Origin of the sequence: Blastococcus sp. TBT05-19 (genome assembly GCF_003319095.1) — a bacterium.
In the GTDB taxonomy this organism is placed as follows: Bacteria; Actinomycetota; Actinomycetes; order Mycobacteriales; family Geodermatophilaceae; genus Blastococcus.
Genome location: NZ_QOHI01000002.1, coordinates 282,590 through 304,264, shown reverse-complemented (window position 1 = coordinate 304,264; position 21,675 = coordinate 282,590). Strand labels below are relative to the sequence as shown.

The window sequence follows — 21,675 nt, the reverse complement described above, 5'->3', positions numbered from 1 at the left end:
TCCTGCGGGCATGCGGCAGGAGTCGGTGGTGCACCGACCGCAACCCGCGCTGCGCCCGTACGTCGCCGCCGCGGTCGGCTACCTGCACGAGGGCCTCCCGCCGGGCGAGCACCTGGGCCTCCCCTCCCCCTGGCTGACGGTGGTCGTGACCCTCGACGAGCCCCTCGTCATGGCCGCGCACCCCGACCCCGCCCAGCCGCCCGGCAGCTTCGACGCGCTGGTCGGCGGCCTGCACACACGACCGGCGCGGATCGCCCACGCCGGGCGGCAGGCCGGGATCCAGCTCTCCCTCACCCCCGCCGGGGCCCGCGCCCTGCTCGGCGTCCCCGCCGGCGCGCTGGCCTCCGTCGACGTCCACCTCGACGACCTGCTCGGCCGGCGCGGGCGCGACCTGGTCGACCGGCTGCGGGCCGCGCCGGGCTGGCCGGCCCGGTTCGCGGCCCTGGAGGCCGGGTTGCTGCCCGGCATCCGCGACGACGAACCGGTTCCCGAGGTGACCGAGGCCTGGCGGCTGACGACGACGGCGCACGGCCGGCTCCGGGTGGCCGACGTCGCCGCCCGCGTGGGCTGGTCGCCACGGCACCTGGAGCAGCGGTTCCGCGCCGAGACGGGCCTGGCCCCCAAGGAGGCGGCGCGGGTCGTCCGCTTCGACCGCGCCCGCCGGGCCCTGGCCGGCCGGGTCTCCGCGGGGCTGCCGCCCGACCTCGCCGGGCTGGCCGCAGCCGCGGGCTTCGCAGACCAGGCCCACCTCACCCGCGAGTGGCGGGCCTTCTCCGGGCTGCCGCCCACCCGCTGGCTGGCGGCGGAGTTCGGATACGTCCAAGACACCGCGGCCCTCGACGCGGCACTCTCGCCCGCATGACGACTCCCCCGCCCTCGGTCTGGCCCGCCTTCCGCGCGGCCGACGCCCCCGCCCTCATCCGCTGGCTGGTCGACGCCCTGGGCTTCATCGAGACCCTCGTCGTCCGGGACGGCGACCTGGTGGTGCACGCCGAGCTCGCCTGGCCGCCCGGTGGCGGCGTCATGCTCGGCTCGGTCCGCGACGACGGGAACTGGCACGCGCGGACAGCCGGGGCCTACCTCGTCACCGACGACGTCGAGGCGGTCTGGGCGCGTGCGCAGGCGGCCGGCGCGGCGGTCCTCCGCCCGCTGCGCTCCCCCGACCACGGCGGGCAGGAGTTCTCGGTGCGCGACCCCGAGGGGAACGACTGGAGCGTGGGCAGCTATCCCGGAGCACCACGACCATGACGCCCGCCGACGTCCGCGCGCTCGCGCTCGCCCTGCCGGAGGTGACCGAGGGCGACCACCACGGCCGGAACGCCTTCCGGCTCGGCGCGAGGGTCCTCGCCACCCAATGGACCGACACCCAGCTCAACGTGATGCTCGACGAGTCCACCGCCCGGGCGGTCGACGGCGGGCCGTGCGCCCTGCTGTGGTGGGGCACGCAGCTCTCCGGCGTCCGCGTCGACCTGGCGACGGCGACCCCGCACCTGGTCGCCGAGCTGCTGGAGGAGGCCTGGGCGCGCCGGGCACCGGCCCGGCTGCTGCGGGAACGCCCCCCGAAGGGCTGACCTGCCGGTCGCGCGCCGATCAGCCGCCCGCCAAGATCGACCCATGAGCGACGCCCGCGCCGGACAGCCCGCCCAGCCCAGCGACCTGATCGACGTCGCCTCCCTGGTCACGGCCTACTACACGCGCGAGCCCGATCCGTCCGACCCCGCCCAGCAGGTCGCGTTCGGGACCAGCGGGCACCGCGGGTCGGCGTTCGACGCCGCGTTCAACGAGGCGCACATCCTGGCCACGACCCAGGCCATCTGCGAGTACCGGGCCGCCCAGGGCTACGACGGCCCGCTCTTCCTCGGTCGCGACACCCACGCCCTCTCCGAGCCGGCCTGGGCCAGCGCGCTGGAGGTGCTCGCCGCCAACGACGTCACCGTGCTCGTCGACGCCGCCGACCGGTACACCCCGACGCCGGCGATCAGCCATGCCATCCTGCGGGCGAACGCCGGGAAGCGCTCGGGTCTTGCCGACGGCATCGTCGTCACCCCGTCGCACAACCCACCCCGCGACGGCGGCTTCAAGTACAACCCGCCGTCCGGCGGCCCGGCGGACACCGACGCCACGAAGGTCATCGCCGACCGCGCGAACGAGCTGCTGCGCGCCGGCCTCGACGGCGTCCGCCGCATCCCGTTCACCCGCGCCAGGGCCCAGGCCTCCCGGCACGACTTCCTCGGCGACTACGTCGACGACCTGCCGACCGTGCTCGACCTGGACGCCGTCCGCGCGGCCGGCGTGCGCATCGGCGCCGACCCGCTCGGTGGGGCCAGCGTCGACTACTGGGGCGCCATCGCCGAGCGGCACCGCCTCGACCTCACCGTCGTGAACCCGCTGGTCGACCCCACATGGCGGTTCATGACGCTGGACTGGGACGGCAAGATCCGGATGGACTGCTCGTCGCTGTCGGCCATGGCCTCGCTCATCGGCAAGCGCGCCGACTTCCAGATCGCCACCGGCAACGACGCCGACGCCGACCGGCACGGCATCGTCACCCCCGACGGCGGGCTGATGAACCCCAACCACTTCCTCGCCGTCGCGATCTCCTACCTGTTCAGCCACCGCCCGGAGTGGGGCGAGGGGACCGCCGTCGGCAAGACGCTGGTCTCCTCCTCGCTGATCGACCGCGTCGTCGCGGGCCTGGGCCGGACCCTGGTCGAGGTGCCGGTCGGCTTCAAGTGGTTCGTGCCGGGCCTGCTCGACGGCTCGGTCGGCTTCGGCGGCGAGGAGTCCGCCGGGGCGTCGTTCCTGCGCCGCGACGGCAGCGTCTGGACCACCGACAAGGACGGGATCCTGCTCGCGCTGCTGGCCGGCGAGATCCAGGCCGTGACGGGCCGGTCCCCCTCGCAGCTGCACGCGGAGCTCGTCGAGCAGCACGGCGAGTCCACCTACGCGCGCATCGATGCCCCGGCGACCCGCGAGCAGAAGGCGGCCCTGGGCAAGCTCTCCCCCGAGGACGTCCGTGCCTCCGAGCTGGCGGGCGAGCCGATCGTGGCCAAGCTGACCCGGGCTCCGGGCAACGACGCCCCGATCGGCGGGCTCAAGGTGGTCACGGAGAACGCCTGGTTCGCCGCTCGCCCCTCGGGGACCGAGGACGTCTACAAGATCTACGCGGAGTCCTTCTCCGGTCCCGAGCACCTGGCGCGGGTGCAGGAGGAGGCGCGCGCGGTGGTGACGGCGGCCCTCGGCGGGTGACCCGCCCGCACGGGTGAGCCCGGCCGTGTCCGACGCGGTCGGGCCGTCCTCGCCCGGCAGACTGGGCGCATGACGGACGGTCAGCAGTGGGGTCAGCCCCCGTACGGGCAGCAGCCCCCCTACGGCCAGCCCCAGCCCTACGGCCAGCAGTCCCCCTACGGTCAGCAGCCCTACGGTCAGCCGCAGCCGTACGGCCAGCAGCCCTACGGTCAGGCCCCCTACGGTCAGCCGCCCTACGCGCCCCAGCCCTACGCGCAGCCGGGCTGGCCCACCGCGGCGTGGCCCTACGGTCCCGGCCGCCCCGGGACCGCCACCGCCGCGGCGGTGCTCGGCTTCGTGACCGGCGGCCTGACCCTGCTGGGGTCCTTCGTCATGCTGATCGCCACGCTCTCCGGTGACGACGACCCGGCGACCGTGGTGCTCGCGCTGGGACTGCCGTGCGCGGCCGGGCTCATCACCGGCGGCGTGTGGCTGATGCAGCGCCGGTCCGCGACGACGCTCTTCTGGTCGGCGGTGGCGGCGCTCGCCGTGCTGGCGCTGGCCCTCGTCGTCGCCCTCGTCGCCATGGACGGCGACGACCAGGTGGGTGTCCTCGCGTTCGTCCTCTTCGCCTGCGTGCTCCCCGCCGTCACGGCGGTGTTCGCCCGGCTGAAGGTGGTCACCGACTGGGTCGCCGCCGGACGGTTCTGAGCGCGACCGCTCAGCGGCGGGCGTCGGGGCGCCGGCGGGACTTGTCGGCGTACATGTCGTCGTCGGCCGCCCGGACCAGGCGCTCGTAGACGTCCTCGGGCGCCTCACCGCCACGGGCGGTGCCGATCCCGATGCTGATGCCCACCGGCACCCGTGCCCCCTCGAGCTCCAGCGGCTCGGTGACCGTCGTGCGCAGCCGGTCGGCGAGCGCCACGGCGTCGTCCCGCTGGGTGTTCTCGCAGACGATGCTGAACTCGTCGCCGCCCAGCCGGGCGGCGGTGTCGCTGGCGCGCAGCACCGACCGGAGCCGGTCGGCGAAGGAGACGAGGACCAGGTCGCCCATCGGGTGACCCAGCTCGTCGTTGATCGCCTTGAAGCCGTCCAGGTCGATGACCAGAACGCAGGTGGGGGTGTTCTCCCGGTGCCCGCGGTCGAGGGCGTGCCGCAGCCGGTCGTGGAACAGCAACCGGTTGGGCAGGCCGGTGAGCGGGTCGTGCAGCGAGCGGTGGACCAGCTGCGCCTCCAGCGCCTTCCGCTCGGTGATGTCCTCGACGATGAGCACCAGGTGCGCGGCCTGGCCGTCCGCGGTCTCCGGGACCCAGGAGGCGGTGATCTGGACCGGCACGTCGGAGCCGTCGGGGCGGGTCAGCTGCGTCTCGTGCCGCATGGGGCGGTCGGGCTCGGCGGTGAGCGTCCGGTGGGCGTCCCGGGCCGCCTCGACGGCGTCCGGGTGCACCAGGTCCATGACCGATCGGCCGTGCAGGTCGTCGGCGGGCCGGCCCACCATGGCCGTCAGCGCCGGGTTGACGTCGACGAGGACGCCCTTGGGGGTCGTCAGGGCGATCCCCATCGGCGCGTTGGCGAAGGCGCTCCGCCGGTCCGCCGGGGGCAGCGCATCCGCAACCTCGATCACCGCGCACCTCCCATGCTGGGACCATCTTGCGCGACGCCCCCGACGATCTGCGCCCCGGACCGGTCGGACCCGATCCGGAACGCCTGATCGGGGGAACGGCCGGGGGTGCGAGATGCTGGGTACCCGCGACGCACGAGGAGACGCAGATGTTCGAGTTCGACCTGGTGCTGCCCACCGCGGTGGACGTGCGCGAGGTCGGCATGCGTGACGGGCTGCAGCTGGAGGCGCCGGTCCCGCTGGCCGGCAAGCTCGCGATGCTCGAGGCCCTGGTCGCCACCGGTGTCCGCCGCATCGAGGCGACGTCGTTCGTCTCCCCCAAGGCGGTACCCGCGCTCGCCGACGCCGACCAGGTCGCCGCCGAGCTCGCCCGCTGGCCCGGGATCCACTGGTCCGCGCTCGTGGCCAACGCCCGGGGGGCGGTCCGCGCCGTGGACGCCGGCGTCGCCGACCTGGAGTACGTCGTCTCCGCCTCCGACGCGCACAGCCGGGCCAACGCGGGGCGCAGCACCACCGACGCGGTCGGCGCGGTCGCGGAGGTCGCCGCGCTCGCCCACGGCGCCGGCGGCTCGCTCGAGGTCATCATCGCCACCGCCTGGGACTGCCCGTTCGACGGCCGCACGCCGGTGGCCCGCACGGTCGACGTCGCCCGCGCCGCCGTCACGGCCGGCGCCGACCAGCTCTGCCTCGGCGACACCATCGGGACGACGACGCCGCTGCGCGTGGTCACCCTGCTCGACGCCGTCCGCCGCGCCTGCCCTGGGGTGCCCGTGGGCGTGCACTTCCACGACACCCGCGGCACCGGCCAGGCCAACGCGCTGGCCGCCGTCCAGGCCGGGGTCACCCAGCTGGACGCCTCGGTCGGCGGTCTCGGCGGCTGCCCGTTCGCGCCGGGAGCCAGCGGCAACATCGCCACCGAGGAGCTGGTCTACATGCTCGAGGAGTCCGGCGTGCGCACCGGGCTGGACCTCGACGCGGTGCTGGCCGCGGCCCGGGTGACCGAGCAGCAGGTGGGCCGCGAGCTGCCGAGCTCGCTGTACCGGGCCGGCGGCCGGTCGGTGCCCCGGTCCGCCGAGGCGCCCGCGTGACCGCCGAGGAGGCGCCGCGGATAGTGGACCCCCGGCTCATGCGCGACGTGCTGGGCCACTTCGCCTCGGGCGTCACCGTGGTCACCGCGCAGACCCCGGACGGGCCGATCGGCTTCACCTGCCAGTCGTTCAGCTCGCTGTCGCTGGACCCGCCCCTGGTCGCGTTCGCCCCGGCGCGCACGTCGCGCACCTGGCCCCGGCTGCGCGACATCGGCCGGTTCTGCGTGAACGTCCTGGCCGAGGACCAGGACGACGTCTCGCAGAACTTCGCCCGCTCCGGCGTGGACAAGTTCGCCGGTGTGCCGTGGACGCCCAGCCCGCACGGCTCGCCCGTCCTCGACGGCGTCACCGCCTGGATCGACGGCGAGCTCGAGGCCGAGCACGACGGCGGTGACCACACCATCGTGGTGGCCCGCGTCCTCGACCTCGGCGCGGCCGCCGACCGGCGCCCGCTGCTGTTCCACCGCGGTGCCTACGGGCTGCTGCACCCACGCGAGGCCTGAGCGCCGACGGTTCCCGGCACCGTCCCCGGGGCACCAGTGCTGCGGGCGCGCCCGTCGTGCCCGGACACGAGGAGGCACGCCATGGGACTGCTCGACCGGATCTTCGGCCGCCGGCGCCGGACGGACGACCGCTACGCCGACGAGGGCTACGACGGCGGGTACGCGCAGCCCGCGCCGCAGCAGCCCCGGTCGGCCGACGAGCAGGCGCTGGAGCGCTACCGCTACCTCCTGCGCACCGCCCCGCCGGAGCAGATCGAGGAGGCGCACGCCGAGGCGTTCGCCCAGCTGACCCCGGACCAGCGACGCCAGGTCCTCGCCCAGCTCGGCGAGGCGGGGGAGCGGCCCCACGGTGACGACCCGCGCAGCCTGGCGCGGGCGGCGACCCGGGCCGAGATGCGCCGGCCGGGCAGCCTCGAGCGGGCGTTCGGCCACGGACCCGGCCGGTACGGACCGGGCTCCGGGGGCTACGGGCCCGCCTACGGCGGTGGCTTCGGCGGTCCGGGCATCGGCATGGGCGGCCTGATCGGCGGCAGCATGCTCGGCACGATCGGCGGCCTGGTCGTGGGCACCGCGGTCGCCGACGCGCTGTTCGACACCGGTCTGGGCGACGGCGGACTGTTCGGCGGCGGCGACGAGGAGGCCTACGCCGCCGGCTACGAGGACGGCGCCGACGGCGGCTACGGCGGGGACCCGGGCGGCGACTTCGCCGGCGGCGCGGACAACGGCTGGGGCGGCGACTTCGGCGGCGGGGACTTCGGTGGGGGCGACTTCGGGGGCGGGGGCTTCGGCGGGGGCGATTTCTGACCCCCGCGGCGGTCAGGACGTGCGCCCGGCCGTCCCCCGGCGCAGCAGGAGCAGCCCGAGCACCGGCAGCAGCAGCGGCACGTAGCCGTAGCCGCGCCCGTACCCCGACCACACGGTCTCGTCGGGGAAGGCGGCCGGGTCGGCCAGCGACAGCGTGCCGACGACGAGGACGCCGACCAGCTCCACGAGGATCGCGGCCAGCGCGGTCCGCCGTCCGCCCCGGCCGCCGCGGACCAGGCCGACGGTGGCCACGACGTAGACGACGGCGGCGAGCGCGGACAGCAGGTAGGCCACGGGCGCCTCGGCGAAGCGGGTGCTCAGCTGCACGCCCGCGCGGGCGCCTGCGGCCAGCGCGAAGAGCGCGTAGAGCACGACCAGCACGCGCACGGGGCCGCCGGACCCGCCGTCGGAGCTCTCCGCGGCCGGGCCGAGCGCGGAGCGGTCACGCACCGCTGGCCTCCCAGAGCTGCAGCAGCCGCCAGACCATGACGCCGATAGCTGCAGCGGCGACGGCGAGCACCGTCCCGGCCCAGCGGGTGCGCTCGGTGCGCGCCCAGAGCACGCCCGCCACCGGGATCAGCAGCGCGCCGACCAGGTAGCCGAGGAAGGTCGGGGTGTCCGCGGGGGCGTCCCCGCCCGCGATCGCCACCCCCGCGACGACCGCCTGCACCACGAGCAGCCCCTCGAGCAGGCCGGCGCCGGCGAGGTGCACCAGCCCGATCTGCCGGCGGGCGAGCGTGGAGGCCAACCCCAGCAGCGTGAGCACTCCCGCGACCACCGTCACGGCGACGACGAGCGAGATCTGCACCCGCTCATCCTCTCGCGCCCGCGCAGCGGCTCCGTCAGCGGTGCCCGGTGGACAGGTGGCCGAGGCGACGTTCCGGACCCCGGTCGTCCGGTTCCGGGAGCGGTGTGGCACCTTAGGCGAGGCTTACTTAGGGCTGCCTACCTTTACCTCACAGGAGCACCATGCGCACCGCGTCCCGGCCTCTGGCCGCCTTCTCCCTCACCGTGGCCGCCGCGCTGGCCCTGTCCGCCTGCGGTGGCGACGCCGACGCCGGGACCGGCACCGACGACGCCGCGGCCGGGACGGTCTCCTTCACCTGGGACCGCAACCTCAACGCGGGCGAGGAGGACGCCGAGCCCGAGCTCGAGCAGACCTCGGTCGAGGTCCCGAAGAACCCCGAGAACATCGTCGTGTTCGACATGGCCAGCCTCGACACGATCGGTGCGCTGGGCGGCGAGGTCTCCGGCGCCCCCCTGGACTCGGTGCCGGGCTACCTCGAGCAGTACCTGGCCGACGACGCCTACGACACCGGCACCCTGTTCGAGGCCGACCTCATCGCGGTCGAGGCGGAGCAACCGGACCTGATCATCATCGGCGGCCGCTCGTCGGCGCTCTACGAGGACCTCAGCGAGATCGCGCCGACCGTCGACCTGAGCCTGCGCGGCAGCTACACCGAGACGCTGGAGCGCAACGCCACCTTCCTGGGCGAGGTGCTCGGTGCCGAGGAGGAGGCCGCCGCGGCGATCGAGGAGATCAACGCGGGCATCGAGGAGGCCAAGGCCGCCACCGCCGACGCCGGAACGGGCCTGGGCCTCATGGTCTCGGGCGGCGAGCTGAGCGCGATGGCGCCGGCCGGCCCCGACTCCGACGCCCGCGGCGCCCGCGGTGGGCTCATCTACGACGCCTTCGGCGTGCAGCCGGTCGTCGACGACATCAAGGCCGCCACGCACGGCGAGCCGGTCTCCTTCGAGTTCCTGCTCGAGACGAACCCCGACCACCTCTGGGTCGTCGACCGCGACGCCGCCACCGGCGAGGCCGGCGCGCAGGCCGCGGAGGCCGTGCTCGACAACGAGATCGTCGCGCAGACGACGGCCGCGCAGGAGGACCAGATCGTCTACCTGGACCCGGTCGCCTGGTACGTCGTCTTCGGTGGCATCGACACCACGCGGATCATGATCGACGACGTCCTGCAGATCGCCGGATGACCACGGCACCGACCGCGCGCGCCTGACACCTCGTGACAGCGCTCGACCGACCCCTGACGAGCACCCTCCCCCGCGCGCGGCCCGGCCGCGCGTGGGTGGGGGTGCTCGCCGGCGTGCTGCTCGTCGTCCTGGCGGCCACCAGCCTGTTCGTCGGCGTCTCCGACGTCTCCCCCGTCTCGGTCCTCACCGGCGGCCCGGACGGCGATGCCGCGTTCCTGCTCGTGGCCAGCCGGATCCCGCGGACGGTGGCGATCGTGCTGGTCGGCGCCTCGCTGGGCATCGCGGGCCTGATCATGCAGATGCTCGTCCGCAACAAGTTCGTGGAGCCGGGCACCACGGGCGTCAGCGAGTTCGCGACGCTCGGCATGCTCGTCACGATGGTGTTCCTGCCCGGGCTGCCCGTCGTGGGCAAGATGGGCGTCGCCGCGGCCTTCGGGCTGTTCGGCACCTGGGTGTTCCTGCGCGTGGTCCGGTTCGTGCCGGTCCGCCAGCTCGTGCTCGTCCCGCTGGTCGGCATCATGCTCGGCGGCGTCGTCGGCGCCGTCACCACGTTCTTCGCCTACCGCCTGGACCTGCTGCAGTCCCTCGGCCAGTGGTCCCAGGGCAGCTTCGCCACGATCATGGCGGGCCGGTACGAGTTCCTCTGGATCGCCGGGCTGATGGTCGTCGTCGCCTGGGTCGCCGCCGACCGGTTCAGCGTGATCGGCCTCGGCGAGGAGTTCGCGACCAACCTGGGCCTGGACTACCGGCGGGTGGTCGCCGTCGGCATGGTGGTCGTCGCAGTGATCACGGCCGCGGTGCTGGTGACCGCGGGGATGATCCCGTTCCTCGGGCTGGTCGTCCCGAACGTGGTCAGCCTGGTCATCGGCGACAACGTGCGCCGCTCGATCTCCTGGGTGGCCGGCCTCGGCGCCGTCCTCGTGCTCGCCTGCGACCTGGTCGCCCGCACGGTCCGCATGCCCTACGAGATCCCGCTGTCGGTCGTCGTCGGCGTCGTCGGCGCGGCGCTGTTCCTCTGGCTGCTGCTCCGCAGGAGGAGCCGTGCTCGCTGACCCCGCCGCCCCGGCCCGCTCGCCCCGCACCCGGCCGGCCTCCTGGGCCCGGCCCGGCGTCCGGCTCGCCGTCCTCGGTGCCGTGGTGCTGGTGCTGGTCGCGGTCTACCTGTTCACCGGCGTCCCCGGCCGGCTGGCCTTCGCGCTGGAGATCCGCAGCCTCACCGTCGTCGCGATGCTCGTCGTCTCGACGGCGGTCGGGGTCTCCACCGTCGTCTTCCACACCATCACGCAGAACCGGATCCTGACCCCGTCGATCATGGGGTTCGACGCCTTCTACGTGCTGATCTCCACGGTCATCGTGTTCGTCTCGGGGTCCGCGGCGTTCCTGGCCTTCGACGAGATCACGCTGTGGTTCGTCCAGGTCGTGGTCATGGTCGCCTTCAGCGCGCTGCTGTTCGGCTGGCTCTTCGGCGGGAAGCGGCGCTCGATCCACCTGATGCTGCTGGTCGGCATCGTGCTGGGCACGTTCTTCCGGAGCTTCACCGAGTGGATGCAGCGGATGCTGGACCCGCTGGACTTCCAGGTGCTCTCCGACGCGATGTTCGCCTCGCTGACCCGCCCTGACGAGACGCTGCTGGTGCTCAGCGCGGTCCTGGTCGCCCTCGGCTGCGCGGCTGTCGTGCCGCTGCGCCGGACCCTGGACGTGCTCACGCTCGGCGAGCCGGCCGCCGTCGGCCTGGGGGTGGACCACCGCCGGGTGGTGATGGCGCTGTTCGCCGCCGTCTCGGTGATGATCGCGGCGTCGACGGCGCTGGTCGGGCCGATCCTGTTCTTCGGCCTGATCGTCGCCAACCTCGCCTACTCCTACGCGGGCTCCTTCCGCCACGCCTGGACGATGCCCACCGCCGTCCTGCTCGGCATGGTCTGCCTGCTCGGCGGCCAGCTCGTCCTGGAACGGGTCTTCGGCTACGGCGGCACCCTGTCCACGGTCATCGACTTCGCCGGCGGCCTGTTCTTCCTGTACCTCGTGCTCCGGAAGGGGGCGCGGTGATCGCGCTCGAGAACGTCACCAAGCGCTACGGCGGCCAGACGGTGGTCGACGACGTGTCGCTCACCCTCGGCGGGGAGGGCGTGACCGCGCTCATCGGCCCCAACGGCGCGGGGAAGACGACGCTGTTCAGCCTGGTCGGCCGGCTGGTCAGGCCCGATGCCGGGCGGGTGACCATCGGCGGCCTCGACATCACGACCACGCCGTCGGCCGAGCTGGCCAAGAGCCTGGCGGTGCTGCGCCAGGAGAACCACGTCGCCGCGCGGCTGACGGTGCACGACCTCGTGGAGTTCGGCCGGTTCCCGCACTCGCGGGGCCGGCTGACCGTCGAGGACCGCGCGCACATCGAGCAGGCGATCGACTACCTCGACCTCGACGCCTACCGGCACCGGTTCCTCGACGAGCTGTCCGGCGGTCAGCGGCAGCGGGCCTTCATCGCGATGGTGCTCGCCCAGGACACGAGGTACGTGCTGCTCGACGAGCCGCTCAACAACCTCGACCTGCGGCACATGACCGAGATCATGCGGCTGGTCCGCCGGATGGCCGACGACCTCGGCAAGCGGGTGGTCACCGTGCTGCACGACATCAACTTCGCCGCGACCTGGTCCGACCGCATCGTCGCGATGCGCGACGGCTCGGTCGTCGCCGACGCCCCGGCGCGCGAGATCATGCGTCCTGAGGTGCTCAGGGCGGTGTACGACACCGACGTGGACGTGCGCGAGATCGACGGGAAGCCGGTCGCCCTCTACTACGGCTGAGCAGCTGGTCCCTACCCACGGGTAACCCTCCGGGCGCGCGCTCGTTGAGACACGGCACACACCGTCGTGACTCCCCGAGGAGAGCTATGACCCGCTCGTCCCGCCGTCTGCTGGGGGTGGTGTCCGGCGCGGTCGTCGCCGGCGCCCTCCTCGCCGTTCCCGCCCAGGCCGCCCCCTCCCCCGCACCGGTGCAGGACTTCCTCGCCGACCAGCTGGAGACGCTGACCGGCAGCACCACGGTGATGGTGCACGGCACCGACATCGCCGCCGCCCGGGCCGCCGTCGCCGCCACCGGCATGAAGCCGGTCACCGAGTACGAGCGGATCGGCGTCGCGGTCGCGACGGGCACCGCCGACCAGGTCGAGGCCGCGCGCACGCAGCCCGGCGTCACCTACCTCGAGGGCAACACCCCGATCGAGTTCTCCCAGGAGACGTCGAACACCGCCACCCGCGGCGCCGAGGCGGCCGCCACGCTCACCGGCGCGAACGGTGAGGCGCTGGACGGCAGCGGGGTCTCGGTCGCGGTCATCGACTCCGGCATCGACCCGACCCACCCGTACTTCCGCAATCCCGACGGCAGCAGCGCGGTGGTCGCCAACCTGAAGAGCCTGTGCCTGGTGGAGACCAGCACCAGCCCCGACTGCGTCGTCCCCGTGCCGGGGTTCGTCGACACCGACACCCTCGCGGTCGGCGGTCACGGCACGCACGTCAGCGGCATCGTGGGCGGGCGGCCGACGACGCTGCCGGACGGCGGCAGCTTCCAGGGTGCGGCGCCCGGGTCGAGCCTCGTCTCGATCTCGACCGGCGCGGTGCTGCTCATCGTCGGTGCGGACTCCGCGCTCAACTGGGTCCTGGAGAACCATGAAGCGCCGTGCGGCGAGGGGGTCCCGGCGTCGGTCTGCCCGCCGATCAAGGTGACCAACAACAGCTACGGCCCCAGCGGCGGCGGCGAGTTCGACCCGAACTCCGCGACCGTGAAGCTGCAGCGCGCGCTCGCCGCCGAGGGCGTCGTGACCGTCTGGGCCGCCGGCAACGACGGCGGCGACGGCTCCACCTCGCTGACCAACCCGCCCGGCCAGGACCCGACCGGCGGCATCCTGTCGGTCGCCTCCTACTACGACCAGGACACCGGTACCCGCGACGGCGTGGTCAGCGACTACTCCTCGCGCGGCGCGCAGGCCGACCCCTCGACGTGGCCGGACCTCTCCGCGCCCGGTGAGAACATCACCTCCGCGTGCCGGCCCTACCTGCCGATCTGCTCCACGGGGCTGGACTTCCGCAACGGCCCGGGCCTGCTGGACGTCGGCACCTTCAACACGATCAGCGGCACCTCGATGGCGGCGCCGCACGTCGCCGGGATCGTGGCCCAGCTCTTCCAGGCCGACCCGACGGCCACGCCGGCCGAGATCGAGGCCGCGCTGAAGGGCACCACGTACCGGTTCACCGACGGCGCGGCCTACTCGACGGTGGGCGGCTACCCGACGTCCTTCGACAAGGGCACCGGCCTGGTCGACGTCGTCGCCGCGGTGGGTCGCCTGACCGCGGGGTGAAGCGACCGTTCCACGTGGAACACCTGATCTCGCCCGCGGCGGGTGATCTTGCTCTCGATGAGCGTGGATCGCCCGCCGCGGGTTAGATCAAGTCGCATGTGCGGCCTCTGCGGCGAGATCACGTTCGACGGCACGATGGCGGACACCGCAGCGGTGGGCCGCATGGTGGAGGCCCTGGTCCCCCGGGGCCCGGACGGCCAGGGTTCCTGGAGCAACGGGCGGATCGCCTTCGGTCACCGCCGGCTCTCGGTCATCGACCTCTCCACCTGCGGCTCGCAGCCGATGGTGGACAACGAGCTGGGCCTGACGGCCGTCTTCAACGGCTGCATCTACGACTACCGCGAGCTGCGCGCCGAGCTGGAAGGCCACGGCTACCGGTTCTTCTCGCACAGCGACACCGAGGTGATTCTCAAGGGCTACCACCACTGGGGCACCGACGTCGTCTCGCACCTGCACGGCATGTTCGCCTTCGTGATCACCGAGCGGGACACCGGACGCGTGGTCATGGCCCGCGACCGGCTGGGCATCAAGCCGCTCTACCTCGCCGAGACGCCGGGCAAGCGGCTGCGGTTCGCCTCCACGCTCCCGGCCCTGCTCCGCGGCGGCGGCGTCGACACCTCCATCGACCCCGTCGCGCTGCACCACTACCTGAGCTGGCACGCCGTGGTGCCGGCGCCGCGGACCATCCTCAACGGCGTCCGCAAGCTCCCGCCCGCCACCGTGCGGGTGATCGAGGCCGACGGCACCAGCCGCGAGCACCGCTACTGGAACGCCACCTACGAGCGCCGTGCCGAGCACGCGGGCTGGTCCGCCCGTGACTGGGAGGACGCGATCGAGGAGGCGCTGCGGGTCGCCGTCCGCCGTCGCCTGGTCGCCGACATCCCGGTGGGCGTGCTGCTCTCCGGCGGGCTGGACTCCAGCCTCATCGTCGGCCTGCTAGCCCAGGAGGGGCAGACCAACCTCTCGACCTACTCGATCGGCTTCGAGTCCGTGGGCGGGCGCGAGGGCGACGAGTTCGTCTACTCCGACGTGATCGCCGAGCGCTTCGGCACCAACCACCACCGCATCCGGGTCGCCTCCGACGAGCTGGTCGGCGCGCTCGGCCACGCGGTCGGCGCGATGGCCGAGCCCATGGTCAGCCACGACGCCGTCGCCTTCGACCTGCTCAGCGAGCGGGTCAGCGAGACGATCAAGGTCGTGCAGTCGGGCCAGGGCGCCGACGAGGTCTTCGCCGGCTACCACTGGTACCCGCCGCTGGCCGGGGTCGGCCGCGAGCAGGCGGTGCAGACCTACGCGCGCGCCTTCTTCGACCGCGACCACGCCCAGATGCGCTCGGTGGTCTCCGACCGCTACGCGCTGGACGAGGACCCGAGCCTGGCCTTCGTGCGCGCGCACATGGAGGCCCCGGGCGCGGAGACCGCCGTGGACGCCGCGCTGCGCCTGGACAGCGAGGTCATGCTGGTCGACGACCCGGTCAAGCGGGTGGACAACATGTCCATGGCGTGGGGCCTGGAGGCCCGCGTGCCGTTCCTCGACCACGACCTCGTGGAGCTCGCCGCGCTCTGCCCGCCGGAGCTCAAGCTGGCCGACGGCGGCAAGGGCGTGCTCAAGGCCATCGGGCGCCGGATCATCCCGCCGGAGGTCATCGACCGGCCCAAGGGCTACTTCCCCGTGCCGGCGATCACCCACCTCGAGGGCAAGGTGCTGGGGCTGGTCAAGGACGCGCTCTCCAGCGACGCCGCACGGGACCGGGGCATGTTCCGCCCCGAGTACGTGCGGGAACTGCTGGCCGACCCCAACGGCGAGCTCACCCCCTTGCTCGGCAACAAGCTCTGGCAGCTCGGCCTGCTGGAGCTCTGGCTGCAGACGCACGCGGTCTGAGGAGATGTCCATGGCACCCCGGCTCGCGGGTCACCGGCGCCGCACCCCGGTGGCGAGCACGCCGGCCCTGACCGACCGGTCCTGGCGGCAACCGTCCGAGCACCAGCTGCAGGGCATGCAGCACGACACCGTCCTGGACATGGGCTGGGGCCGGCTGGTCTTCGGCCAGACCTTCTCCGACCTGCGCGGCATCGTGCTGGCGCTGCGCGCGGAGGAGACCGGTGAGCGGGACATCTGCATCTACCCGCGGGATCCGCACGTGCTGGTCGGCCTCGCCCCCGACGAGCTGTTCATCGATCCCAGCTACACCTACCGCCTGGACCTGCACCGCTACCGGGCCCGCCACGAGCTGATCCGGGGCGTCTTCGTGCGCACCGCGACCTCGCGCGAGGACATGGAGGCGATCAACGGGATCTACGCGCTGAACGGGATGGTCGTCGGCGACTCCGACGTCATGTGGAACAACCACCGCACCCGCGCCTTCACCTACCTCGTCGCCGAGGACACCCGTACCGGCCGGATCATCGGCACGGTCACCGGCGTCGACCACACGCTGGCCTTCGACGACCCCGAGGGCGGCACCAGCCTGTGGTGCCTCGCGGTGAACAACCAGGACGCCCCGACCGGGGCCGGTGAGGCGCTGGTGCGGGTGCTGGCCGAGCGCTACGTGGGTCGCGGCCGCGCCTACCTCGACCTCTCGGTCATGCACGACAACGAGGCGGCGATCCGGCTCTACCGCAAGCTCGGGTTCAGCCGCGTCTCCGCCGTCTGCGTCAAGCGCAAGAACCCGATCAACACGCCCCTGTTCGCCGCCCGGCCGCGCGGCCTGGAGGACCTGAACCCCTACGCGCTGATCATCGCCGAGGAGGCGCTGCGCCGCGGTATCCGCGTGGAGGTGCTCGACGCCGAGTTCGGCGAGCTCCGGCTGTCGGTCGGCGGCCGCACGGTGGTCACGCGCGAGTCGCTCTCGGAGTTCACCACCGCCGTGGCGATGAGCCGCTGCGACGACAAGCGGGTGACCCGCCGGATCATGGAGCGGGCCGGCGTGCGGGTCGCCCGCGGGGCGCTGGCCCGGGAAGGCGAGCTGGACGACGCCGCCGCGCTGATCCGCGAGGTCGGCGGCGTGGTGGTCAAGCCGGCCCGGGGTGAGCAGGGCCGCGGCATCACCGTGGGAGTGACGGACGAGGTGGGTCTGGAGAAGGCGGTCCGGTACGCGCTGCAGTTCTGCCCCGACGTCCTGGTCGAGGAGCTCGTGCCGGGCGAGGACCTGCGGGTGCTGGTCATCGACCGCGCCGTGGTCGCCGCGGCCGTGCGCCGGCCGGCCGAGGTCGTCGCCGACGGCCGGAACACCGTCACCGAGCTGGTCCGCTCGACCAGCCGGCGCCGCGAGCGCGCGACCGGGGGCGAGTCCCGCATCCCGCTGGACGACACAACCGCCGAGGTCGTGGCCGACGCGGGGTGGGAGATGGATGACGTGCCACCCAACGGCGAGCGGATCCAGGTGCGCCGGACGGCGAACCTGCACACCGGCGGCACCATCGAGGACGTCACCGCCCAGCTGCACCCGGAGGTCGCCGCCGCCGCGGTGCGGGCCGCGGAGGCGCTGGGCATCCCGGTGACCGGCATCGACTTCCTGGTGCCCGACGTCGGTGGCCCGGACTACGTGTTCATCGAGGCCAACGAGCGGCCGGGCCTGGCCAACCACGAGCCGCAGCCGGTGGCCGAGCGCTTCGTCGACCTGCTCTTCCCGGAGACCCGCAAGCGCTCCTGAAGGGCCCCCTGATGATCAGGTGACCTGATCACCAGGGGTCCTCCCTCACGGTCGACCGCGAGGGAGGACCCCGAACGGCGAGGGAGGACGGCTCAGAGGCCGAGTTCGGCGCGGATCTCCTCGGTGTGCTGGCCGGCCTGCGGCACCCGGCCGACCCGGCCGGGGGTCGAGGAGAACCGGGGGGCGACGTCGGGCTGCAGCACGCCGTCGACCTCCACGAAGACGCCGCGCTCGGCGTTGTGCCGGTCGGTCGTCGCCTCCAGCAGCGACCACACCGGCGCCACGCAGGCGTCGGTGCCCTCGAATACCTGCCACCACTGCACCCGCGTGCGCGAGGCGAACACCTCGGTGAAGCGGTCCCGCAGCGCTCCCCACTGCCGCGGGTCGTTTCGGTCGGGCAGCGACTCGTCGCCGGCCAGGCCCAGTCCCTCGAGCAGCGCGGCGTAGAACTGCTCCTCCAGGGCGCCCACGGCGAGGAACTGGCCGTCGGCGCAGCGGTACACGTCGTAGAACGGCGCCCCGGTGTCCAGCAGGTTCCGGCCCCGGCGGTCGGTCCACACGCCGGCGTCGAGCATCCCGTGGATCATCGTGGTGAGGACGGCGGTCCCGTCGACGATCGCCGCATCCACCACCTGCCCCTCCCCCGTCGTCCGGGCCCGGATCAGCGCGGCGAGCGCCCCCAGGGCGAGGAACACTCCCCCGCCGCCGAAGTCGCCCAGCAGGTTCAGCGGCGGCGCCGGCCGCTCATCGGGCCGGCCGGAGGCGCCGAGGGCGCCGGTCAGCGCGATGTAGCCGATGTCGTGCCCGGCGGAGTGCGCCAGCGGGCCGGTCTGGCCCCAGCCGGTCATCCGGCCGTAGACCAGCGCGGGGTTCTCCCCCGTCAGCTCGTCGGGACCCAGGCCCAGCCGCTCCATGACGCCGGGCCGGAAACCCTCCAGCAGCACGTCGGAGCGCCGCACGAGGGCGCGCACCACCTCGACGTCGGCCGGGTCCTTGAGGTCGAGCGCGATCGAGCGCTTCCCGCGGTCCAGCAGGGACGTCGCGCCGAGGGAGCCGAGCAGTCCCCCGCGGCCGCCCTTGCGGTCGATGCGGACGACGTCGGCCCCCAGGTCGGCCAGCAGCATGCCGCAGAACGGTCCGGGGCCCAGCCCGGCGAACTCCACGACCCGCACGCCCTCCAGCGGTCCCACGGCGTCCTCCCCTGCTCCGGGCCGCCGGCGTGCGACCCTCCCGGAGGGCATGCTGCCCCACGGCCGAGGAGAGAGGAGAGGCAGGTCACATGGCCTATCTCCTGGCCGCGCTGGGCGGCGCGATCGGCGCCCTGGGCCGCTGGGGACTGGCCGAGGCGCTGCCCTCCTCCCCCGCCGGCTGGCCCTGGTCGACGCTGCTGGTGAACCTGGCCGGCTGCCTGCTGCTGGGCCTGCTCGCCGCGGTCCTGGCCGAACGGGCGCCGGACTCGCCGTGGGCCCGGCCCTTCCTCGGGGTGGGCGTCCTGGGCGGGTTCACGACCTACTCCACGTTCGCCGTCGAGACCGTGCGGCTGGCCGATGCCGGCGCTGCCGGGACCGCGGTCGGCTACGTCGTCGTCTCCGTCCTGGGCGGGGTGCTGGCCGCGGGGCTCGGGACGCTGGCCGGGCGGCGCGTGGCCCGGACCGCGCGATGACGCCTTGGTTGGTCGTGGCCGGCGCGCTGCTGGGTGCGCCGCTGCGGCTGCTGGCCGAGCGCGTGGCCGTCGCCCGGCGGGGACCGGGCAGCGTCCTGGGCACCCTGACCGTCAACGTGGTGGGCAGCGCCGTGCTGGGCGTGCTGGTGGGCTGGGCGGCCGCACCGGGCTGGCTGGCGGCACTGCTGGGCACCGGCTTCTGCGGCACCCTGACCACGTTCTCCACCTTCGGAACCGATGTCGTGCGCCTGGCCGAGCAGCGCCGGTGGCGCGTCGTCGCCGCGTACGCCGGGGTCACCTTGGTCCTCGGCCTCGGCGCCGCGGTCGCCGGCCACGCCGTCGGCCGGGGGTTCTGACCCGCTCCGGGAGGGCGACCCGCGCCCGCTGTGGATAGGGTCAGAGGCGGTATGGCCGAGAACACGGAGCATGAGGTCAAGGCGGACAGCCCCGTCGTCGTGGTCGCCAACCGGCTTCCCGTCGACCAGGTGACCGACCCCGACGGCTCGACGCGCTGGCAGCGCAGCCCCGGCGGGCTGGTGACCGCGCTCGAGCCGTTCGTCGCCGGTCGTGGCGGCGCCTGGGTCGGCTGGTCGGGGTCGGCCGGCGAGGCGCCGGAGCCCTTCGAGTCCGGCGGGATGCAGCTGATCCCGGTGCCGCTCTCGGAGGGGGAGGTCGACAGCTACTACGAGGGCATGTCGAACGCCTCGCTGTGGCCGCTCTACCACGACGTCGTCGCGAAGCCCGAGTACCACCGCACCTGGTGGGACACCTATGTCCAGGTCAACAAGCGGTTCGCCGAGCGGGCCGCCGCGGTGGCCGCCGAGAACGCGATCGTCTGGGTGCACGACTACCAGCTGCAGCTGGTCCCGGCGATGCTCCGCCAGCGCCGGCCCGACCTGACCATCGGGTTCTTCCTGCACATCCCCTTCCCGCCGTACGAGCTGTTCACCCAGCTGCCGTGGCGCTCGGCGATCGTGGAGGGGCTGCTCGGCGCCGACCTCGTGGGCTTCCAGCTTCCCTCGGCCGCGGCGAACTTCGTGCAGCTCGCCCGCCGGTTGCACGACCTCACCTGCCGCCGCGACCAGATCGAGTACGACGGCCGCACGGTCACCGCGAAGGCGTTCCCCATCTCGATCGACGTCGCGGCGTTCGACGAGCTCGCCCGCTCCCCCGAGGTGCTGGCGCGGGCCAAGGAGATCCGCGAGGAGCTGGGGAACCCGGGCAAGATCATCCTGGGCGTCGACCGGCTGGACTACACCAAGGGCATCAGCGTCCGGCTCAACGCCTTCGAGGAGCTGCTGGAGGACGGCGCCCTCGAGGCGCCCGACACGGTCATGGTCCAGGTCGCCACGCCCAGCCGTGAGCGGGTCGAGCACTACGTGCACATGCGCGAGACGATCGAGCAGCAGGTCGGCCACATCAACGGGGTGTACGGCTCGATCGCCGGTTCCGCCGTCCACTACTTCAACCAGTCCATGCCACGCGAGGAGCTGGCCGCGCTGTACCGCGCGGCCGACGTCATGCTGGTCACCCCCTACCGCGACGGGATGAACCTGGTCGCGAAGGAGTACGTGGCGGCACGGGGCGACGGCGGTGGCGCTCTGGTCCTCTCCGAGTTCGCCGGAGCCGCGGCCCAGCTGAAGCAGGCGTTCCTGGTGAACCCGCACGACATCGCCGGCGTCAAGAACCAGCTGCTGCGTGCGCTGCGCGCCGAACCGGGCGAGCTGACCAAGCGGATGCGGGCCCTTCGCCGGCACCTGTTCAAGAACGACCTGGAGCACTGGGCCACCTCGTTCTTCGACGCGCTGAAGCGGCAGGCATGAGCTCCTCCCCCGCGCTCGACCCCGACCTGGACGCGGCGCTGGCCGCCGCGGCCGGCCGGCGACCGCTGCTGGTGGCCAGCGACTACGACGGCGTCCTGGCGCCCCTGCGCGACGACCCCTCCGCCGCGGTCCCGCAGCCCGGCATCGCCGAGGTGCTGGCCCGGATCGCCGCCGTGGACGGCGTGACCGTCGCGTTGGTGAGCGGTCGCGGTGTCGAGGACCTGCAGCGCACGAGCGCCCTGTCGGGGCCCTTCCGGTGGGTCGGCAGCCACGGCGCCGAGTACGACGGTCCGCTGACCGGTGGGCTCGCCGACCGGCGGGACGAGCTGGCCCGGCTGGTCGAGCCGGAGGTGGCCGCCACGCCCGGCGCGCGGCTGGAGGTGAAGCCCGCCAGCGTCGCGGTCCACGTCCGGCAGGTCGCCGACCGCGATGCAGCCTCCGCGCTCCTCGCTCGCTGCCGCGAGCTGGCCGATTCGTCACTGACGATGAAGCCCGGCAAGGAGGTGCTCGAGATCGCGGTGACCGACGCGGACAAGGGCTCCGCCCTGCGCCGGCTCGTCGCCGAGCTCGGCGCCGACGTCGCCCTCTACCTCGGGGACGACGTCACCGACGAGGACGGCTTCCGGTCGCTGGGCCCGGCCGACGTCACGGTGAAGGTGGGCGACGGCGAGACGGCCGCCCGCCACCGCGTCGCCGATCCCGACGCCGTCCTGACCGTTCTCGGCCGGCTGGCGGATCTGCTCGCCTGATCGCGGCGTGTCGGGCATGCGTCACGGACGACCAACAGGCCCCCGACCGTTCCGGAGTCCGTCGGTACCAGTCTGCCGGGCCCCTGCCCCGCCCGCCGACCTGCGGTTTCCGGTGCAAACGGATCGGTGGACCGTCGGCAGCGGCTGCCGGAACTGTCGACAAATGGTGCAGCGGAATGCGCTGACCGGGCGGGCCGGTCA

General features: G+C 73.7%; 23 protein-coding genes. 19 read left to right on the top strand and 4 right to left on the bottom strand.

All coding sequences use genetic code 11. From position 1 onward, the window contains the following. Positions 1-10: 10 nt before the first annotated feature. From DQ244_RS08050 to DQ244_RS08030, 5 genes are all read left to right on the top strand, one after another. Positions 11-862, top strand: coding sequence for a helix-turn-helix domain-containing protein (locus DQ244_RS08050; protein ID WP_113810953.1), 852 nt, complete (start codon positions 11-13; stop codon positions 860-862). Then, positions 859-1,248, top strand: coding sequence for a VOC family protein (locus DQ244_RS08045; protein ID WP_113810952.1), 390 nt, complete (start codon positions 859-861; stop codon positions 1,246-1,248). Before DQ244_RS08050 ends, DQ244_RS08045 begins: the two co-directional genes overlap by 4 nt. Next, a complete protein-coding gene (locus DQ244_RS08040) occupies positions 1,245-1,571 on the top strand; it encodes a hypothetical protein (RefSeq protein ID WP_113810951.1) in 327 nt (108 codons plus the stop codon). Before DQ244_RS08045 ends, DQ244_RS08040 begins: the two co-directional genes overlap by 4 nt. 43 nt (positions 1,572-1,614) lie before the next feature. After that, positions 1,615-3,249, top strand: a complete 1,635-nt coding sequence (pgm, locus tag DQ244_RS08035; RefSeq protein ID WP_113810950.1) for a phosphoglucomutase (alpha-D-glucose-1,6-bisphosphate-dependent) — start codon at positions 1,615-1,617, stop codon at positions 3,247-3,249. A 69-nt stretch (positions 3,250-3,318) separates the two neighbouring features. Further along, complete coding sequence (locus DQ244_RS08030) at positions 3,319-3,939, top strand: hypothetical protein (RefSeq protein WP_113810949.1); 621 nt, start codon at positions 3,319-3,321, stop codon at positions 3,937-3,939. A 10-nt stretch (positions 3,940-3,949) separates the two neighbouring features. Here DQ244_RS08030 and DQ244_RS08025 read toward each other — a convergent pair whose 3' ends face one another. After that, positions 3,950-4,852, bottom strand: coding sequence for a diguanylate cyclase domain-containing protein (locus DQ244_RS08025; RefSeq protein ID WP_113810948.1), 903 nt, complete (start codon positions 4,850-4,852; stop codon positions 3,950-3,952). 146 nt (positions 4,853-4,998) lie between these two features. Between DQ244_RS08025 and DQ244_RS08020 the strand changes: the two genes are divergently transcribed. From DQ244_RS08020 to DQ244_RS08010, 3 genes are all read left to right on the top strand, one after another. Continuing rightward, positions 4,999-5,937 (top strand): hydroxymethylglutaryl-CoA lyase, encoded by a 939-nt coding sequence (locus DQ244_RS08020; protein ID WP_113810947.1) that lies wholly within the window; start codon positions 4,999-5,001, stop codon positions 5,935-5,937. Next, a complete protein-coding gene (locus DQ244_RS08015; RefSeq protein WP_233491254.1) occupies positions 5,934-6,440 on the top strand; it encodes a flavin reductase family protein in 507 nt (168 codons plus the stop codon). Before DQ244_RS08020 ends, DQ244_RS08015 begins: the two co-directional genes overlap by 4 nt. 81 nt (positions 6,441-6,521) lie before the next feature. Continuing rightward, positions 6,522-7,244, top strand: a complete 723-nt coding sequence (locus DQ244_RS08010) for a hypothetical protein (protein WP_113810946.1) — start codon at positions 6,522-6,524, stop codon at positions 7,242-7,244. A 12-nt stretch (positions 7,245-7,256) separates the two neighbouring features. On the opposite strand, the gene DQ244_RS08005 is transcribed toward DQ244_RS08010, so the two are convergent. Further along, entirely contained in the window at positions 7,257-7,694 is a 438-nt protein-coding gene (locus DQ244_RS08005) for a hypothetical protein (protein ID WP_113810945.1), read from the bottom strand. After that, positions 7,687-8,052 (bottom strand): hypothetical protein, encoded by a 366-nt coding sequence (locus DQ244_RS08000; RefSeq protein WP_113810944.1) that lies wholly within the window; start codon positions 8,050-8,052, stop codon positions 7,687-7,689. Before DQ244_RS08000 ends, DQ244_RS08005 begins: the two co-directional genes overlap by 8 nt. Positions 8,053-8,213: 161 nt before the next feature. On the opposite strand from DQ244_RS08000, the gene DQ244_RS07995 reads away from it, so the two are divergent. The 7 genes from DQ244_RS07995 (at position 8,214) to ngg (ending at position 17,239) form a co-directional block, all read left to right on the top strand. Further along, positions 8,214-9,236 (top strand): siderophore ABC transporter substrate-binding protein, encoded by a 1,023-nt coding sequence (locus DQ244_RS07995; protein WP_113810943.1) that lies wholly within the window; start codon positions 8,214-8,216, stop codon positions 9,234-9,236. 32 nt (positions 9,237-9,268) lie between these two features. Then, positions 9,269-10,288, top strand: a complete 1,020-nt coding sequence (locus tag DQ244_RS07990; protein ID WP_199580283.1) for an ABC transporter permease — start codon at positions 9,269-9,271, stop codon at positions 10,286-10,288. Beyond that, positions 10,278-11,282 (top strand): iron chelate uptake ABC transporter family permease subunit, encoded by a 1,005-nt coding sequence (locus DQ244_RS07985; RefSeq protein WP_199580282.1) that lies wholly within the window; start codon positions 10,278-10,280, stop codon positions 11,280-11,282. Before DQ244_RS07990 ends, DQ244_RS07985 begins: the two co-directional genes overlap by 11 nt. Further along, positions 11,279-12,037: an ABC transporter ATP-binding protein gene (locus DQ244_RS07980; protein ID WP_113810942.1), complete on the top strand. Its 759-nt coding sequence runs from the start codon at positions 11,279-11,281 to the stop codon at positions 12,035-12,037. Before DQ244_RS07985 ends, DQ244_RS07980 begins: the two co-directional genes overlap by 4 nt. Before the next feature lie 86 nt (positions 12,038-12,123). Beyond that, a complete protein-coding gene (locus tag DQ244_RS07975; protein ID WP_113810941.1) occupies positions 12,124-13,587 on the top strand; it encodes a S8 family serine peptidase in 1,464 nt (487 codons plus the stop codon). A 96-nt stretch (positions 13,588-13,683) separates the two neighbouring features. Beyond that, positions 13,684-15,468 carry an N-acetylglutaminylglutamine amidotransferase gene (locus DQ244_RS07970; RefSeq protein WP_113810940.1) on the top strand — a complete coding sequence of 595 codons (1,785 nt, stop codon included), beginning with the start codon at positions 13,684-13,686 and terminating at the stop codon, positions 15,466-15,468. A 10-nt stretch (positions 15,469-15,478) separates the two neighbouring features. Next, entirely contained in the window at positions 15,479-17,239 is a 1,761-nt protein-coding gene (gene ngg, locus DQ244_RS07965) for an N-acetylglutaminylglutamine synthetase (RefSeq protein ID WP_233491253.1), read from the top strand. 92 nt (positions 17,240-17,331) lie between these two features. Here ngg and DQ244_RS07960 read toward each other — a convergent pair whose 3' ends face one another. Then, positions 17,332-18,429 (bottom strand): CaiB/BaiF CoA-transferase family protein, encoded by a 1,098-nt coding sequence (locus DQ244_RS07960; RefSeq protein ID WP_113810938.1) that lies wholly within the window; start codon positions 18,427-18,429, stop codon positions 17,332-17,334. An 89-nt stretch (positions 18,430-18,518) separates the two neighbouring features. Here DQ244_RS07960 and crcB point away from each other — a divergent pair, with 89 nt between their 5' ends. The 4 genes from crcB to otsB are packed head-to-tail and all read left to right on the top strand — an operon-like array spanning position 18,519 to position 21,474. Then, complete coding sequence (gene crcB / locus DQ244_RS07955; protein WP_113810937.1) at positions 18,519-18,902, top strand: fluoride efflux transporter CrcB; 384 nt, start codon at positions 18,519-18,521, stop codon at positions 18,900-18,902. Continuing rightward, a complete protein-coding gene (locus tag DQ244_RS07950; RefSeq protein WP_113810936.1) occupies positions 18,899-19,258 on the top strand; it encodes a CrcB family protein in 360 nt (119 codons plus the stop codon). Before crcB ends, DQ244_RS07950 begins: the two co-directional genes overlap by 4 nt. 51 nt (positions 19,259-19,309) lie before the next feature. Beyond that, a complete protein-coding gene (locus tag DQ244_RS07945; protein WP_113810935.1) occupies positions 19,310-20,725 on the top strand; it encodes a trehalose-6-phosphate synthase in 1,416 nt (471 codons plus the stop codon). Beyond that, positions 20,722-21,474, top strand: a complete 753-nt coding sequence (otsB, locus tag DQ244_RS07940) for a trehalose-phosphatase (protein WP_113810934.1) — start codon at positions 20,722-20,724, stop codon at positions 21,472-21,474. The genes DQ244_RS07945 and otsB overlap by 4 nt, the downstream gene beginning before the upstream one ends. Positions 21,475-21,675: the final 201 nt, after the last annotated feature.

Coding starts and splice junctions, on each gene's coding strand:
- otsB (WP_113810934.1), top strand. CDS start 20,722: ATGAGCTCCTCCCCCGCGCTCGACCCCGACCTGGACGCGGCGCTGGCC.
- DQ244_RS07975 (WP_113810941.1), top strand. CDS start 12,124: ATGACCCGCTCGTCCCGCCGTCTGCTGGGGGTGGTGTCCGGCGCGGTC.
- DQ244_RS07970 (WP_113810940.1), top strand. CDS start 13,684: ATGTGCGGCCTCTGCGGCGAGATCACGTTCGACGGCACGATGGCGGAC.
- DQ244_RS07945 (WP_113810935.1), top strand. CDS start 19,310: ATGGCCGAGAACACGGAGCATGAGGTCAAGGCGGACAGCCCCGTCGTC.
- DQ244_RS08010 (WP_113810946.1), top strand. CDS start 6,522: ATGGGACTGCTCGACCGGATCTTCGGCCGCCGGCGCCGGACGGACGAC.
- DQ244_RS07950 (WP_113810936.1), top strand. CDS start 18,899: ATGACGCCTTGGTTGGTCGTGGCCGGCGCGCTGCTGGGTGCGCCGCTG.
- DQ244_RS08020 (WP_113810947.1), top strand. CDS start 4,999: ATGTTCGAGTTCGACCTGGTGCTGCCCACCGCGGTGGACGTGCGCGAG.
- pgm (WP_113810950.1), top strand. CDS start 1,615: ATGAGCGACGCCCGCGCCGGACAGCCCGCCCAGCCCAGCGACCTGATC.
- ngg (WP_233491253.1), top strand. CDS start 15,479: ATGGCACCCCGGCTCGCGGGTCACCGGCGCCGCACCCCGGTGGCGAGC.
- DQ244_RS08045 (WP_113810952.1), top strand. CDS start 859: ATGACGACTCCCCCGCCCTCGGTCTGGCCCGCCTTCCGCGCGGCCGAC.
- DQ244_RS08030 (WP_113810949.1), top strand. CDS start 3,319: ATGACGGACGGTCAGCAGTGGGGTCAGCCCCCGTACGGGCAGCAGCCC.
- DQ244_RS08040 (WP_113810951.1), top strand. CDS start 1,245: ATGACGCCCGCCGACGTCCGCGCGCTCGCGCTCGCCCTGCCGGAGGTG.
- crcB (WP_113810937.1), top strand. CDS start 18,519: ATGGCCTATCTCCTGGCCGCGCTGGGCGGCGCGATCGGCGCCCTGGGC.
- DQ244_RS08050 (WP_113810953.1), top strand. CDS start 11: ATGCGGCAGGAGTCGGTGGTGCACCGACCGCAACCCGCGCTGCGCCCG.
- DQ244_RS07995 (WP_113810943.1), top strand. CDS start 8,214: ATGCGCACCGCGTCCCGGCCTCTGGCCGCCTTCTCCCTCACCGTGGCC.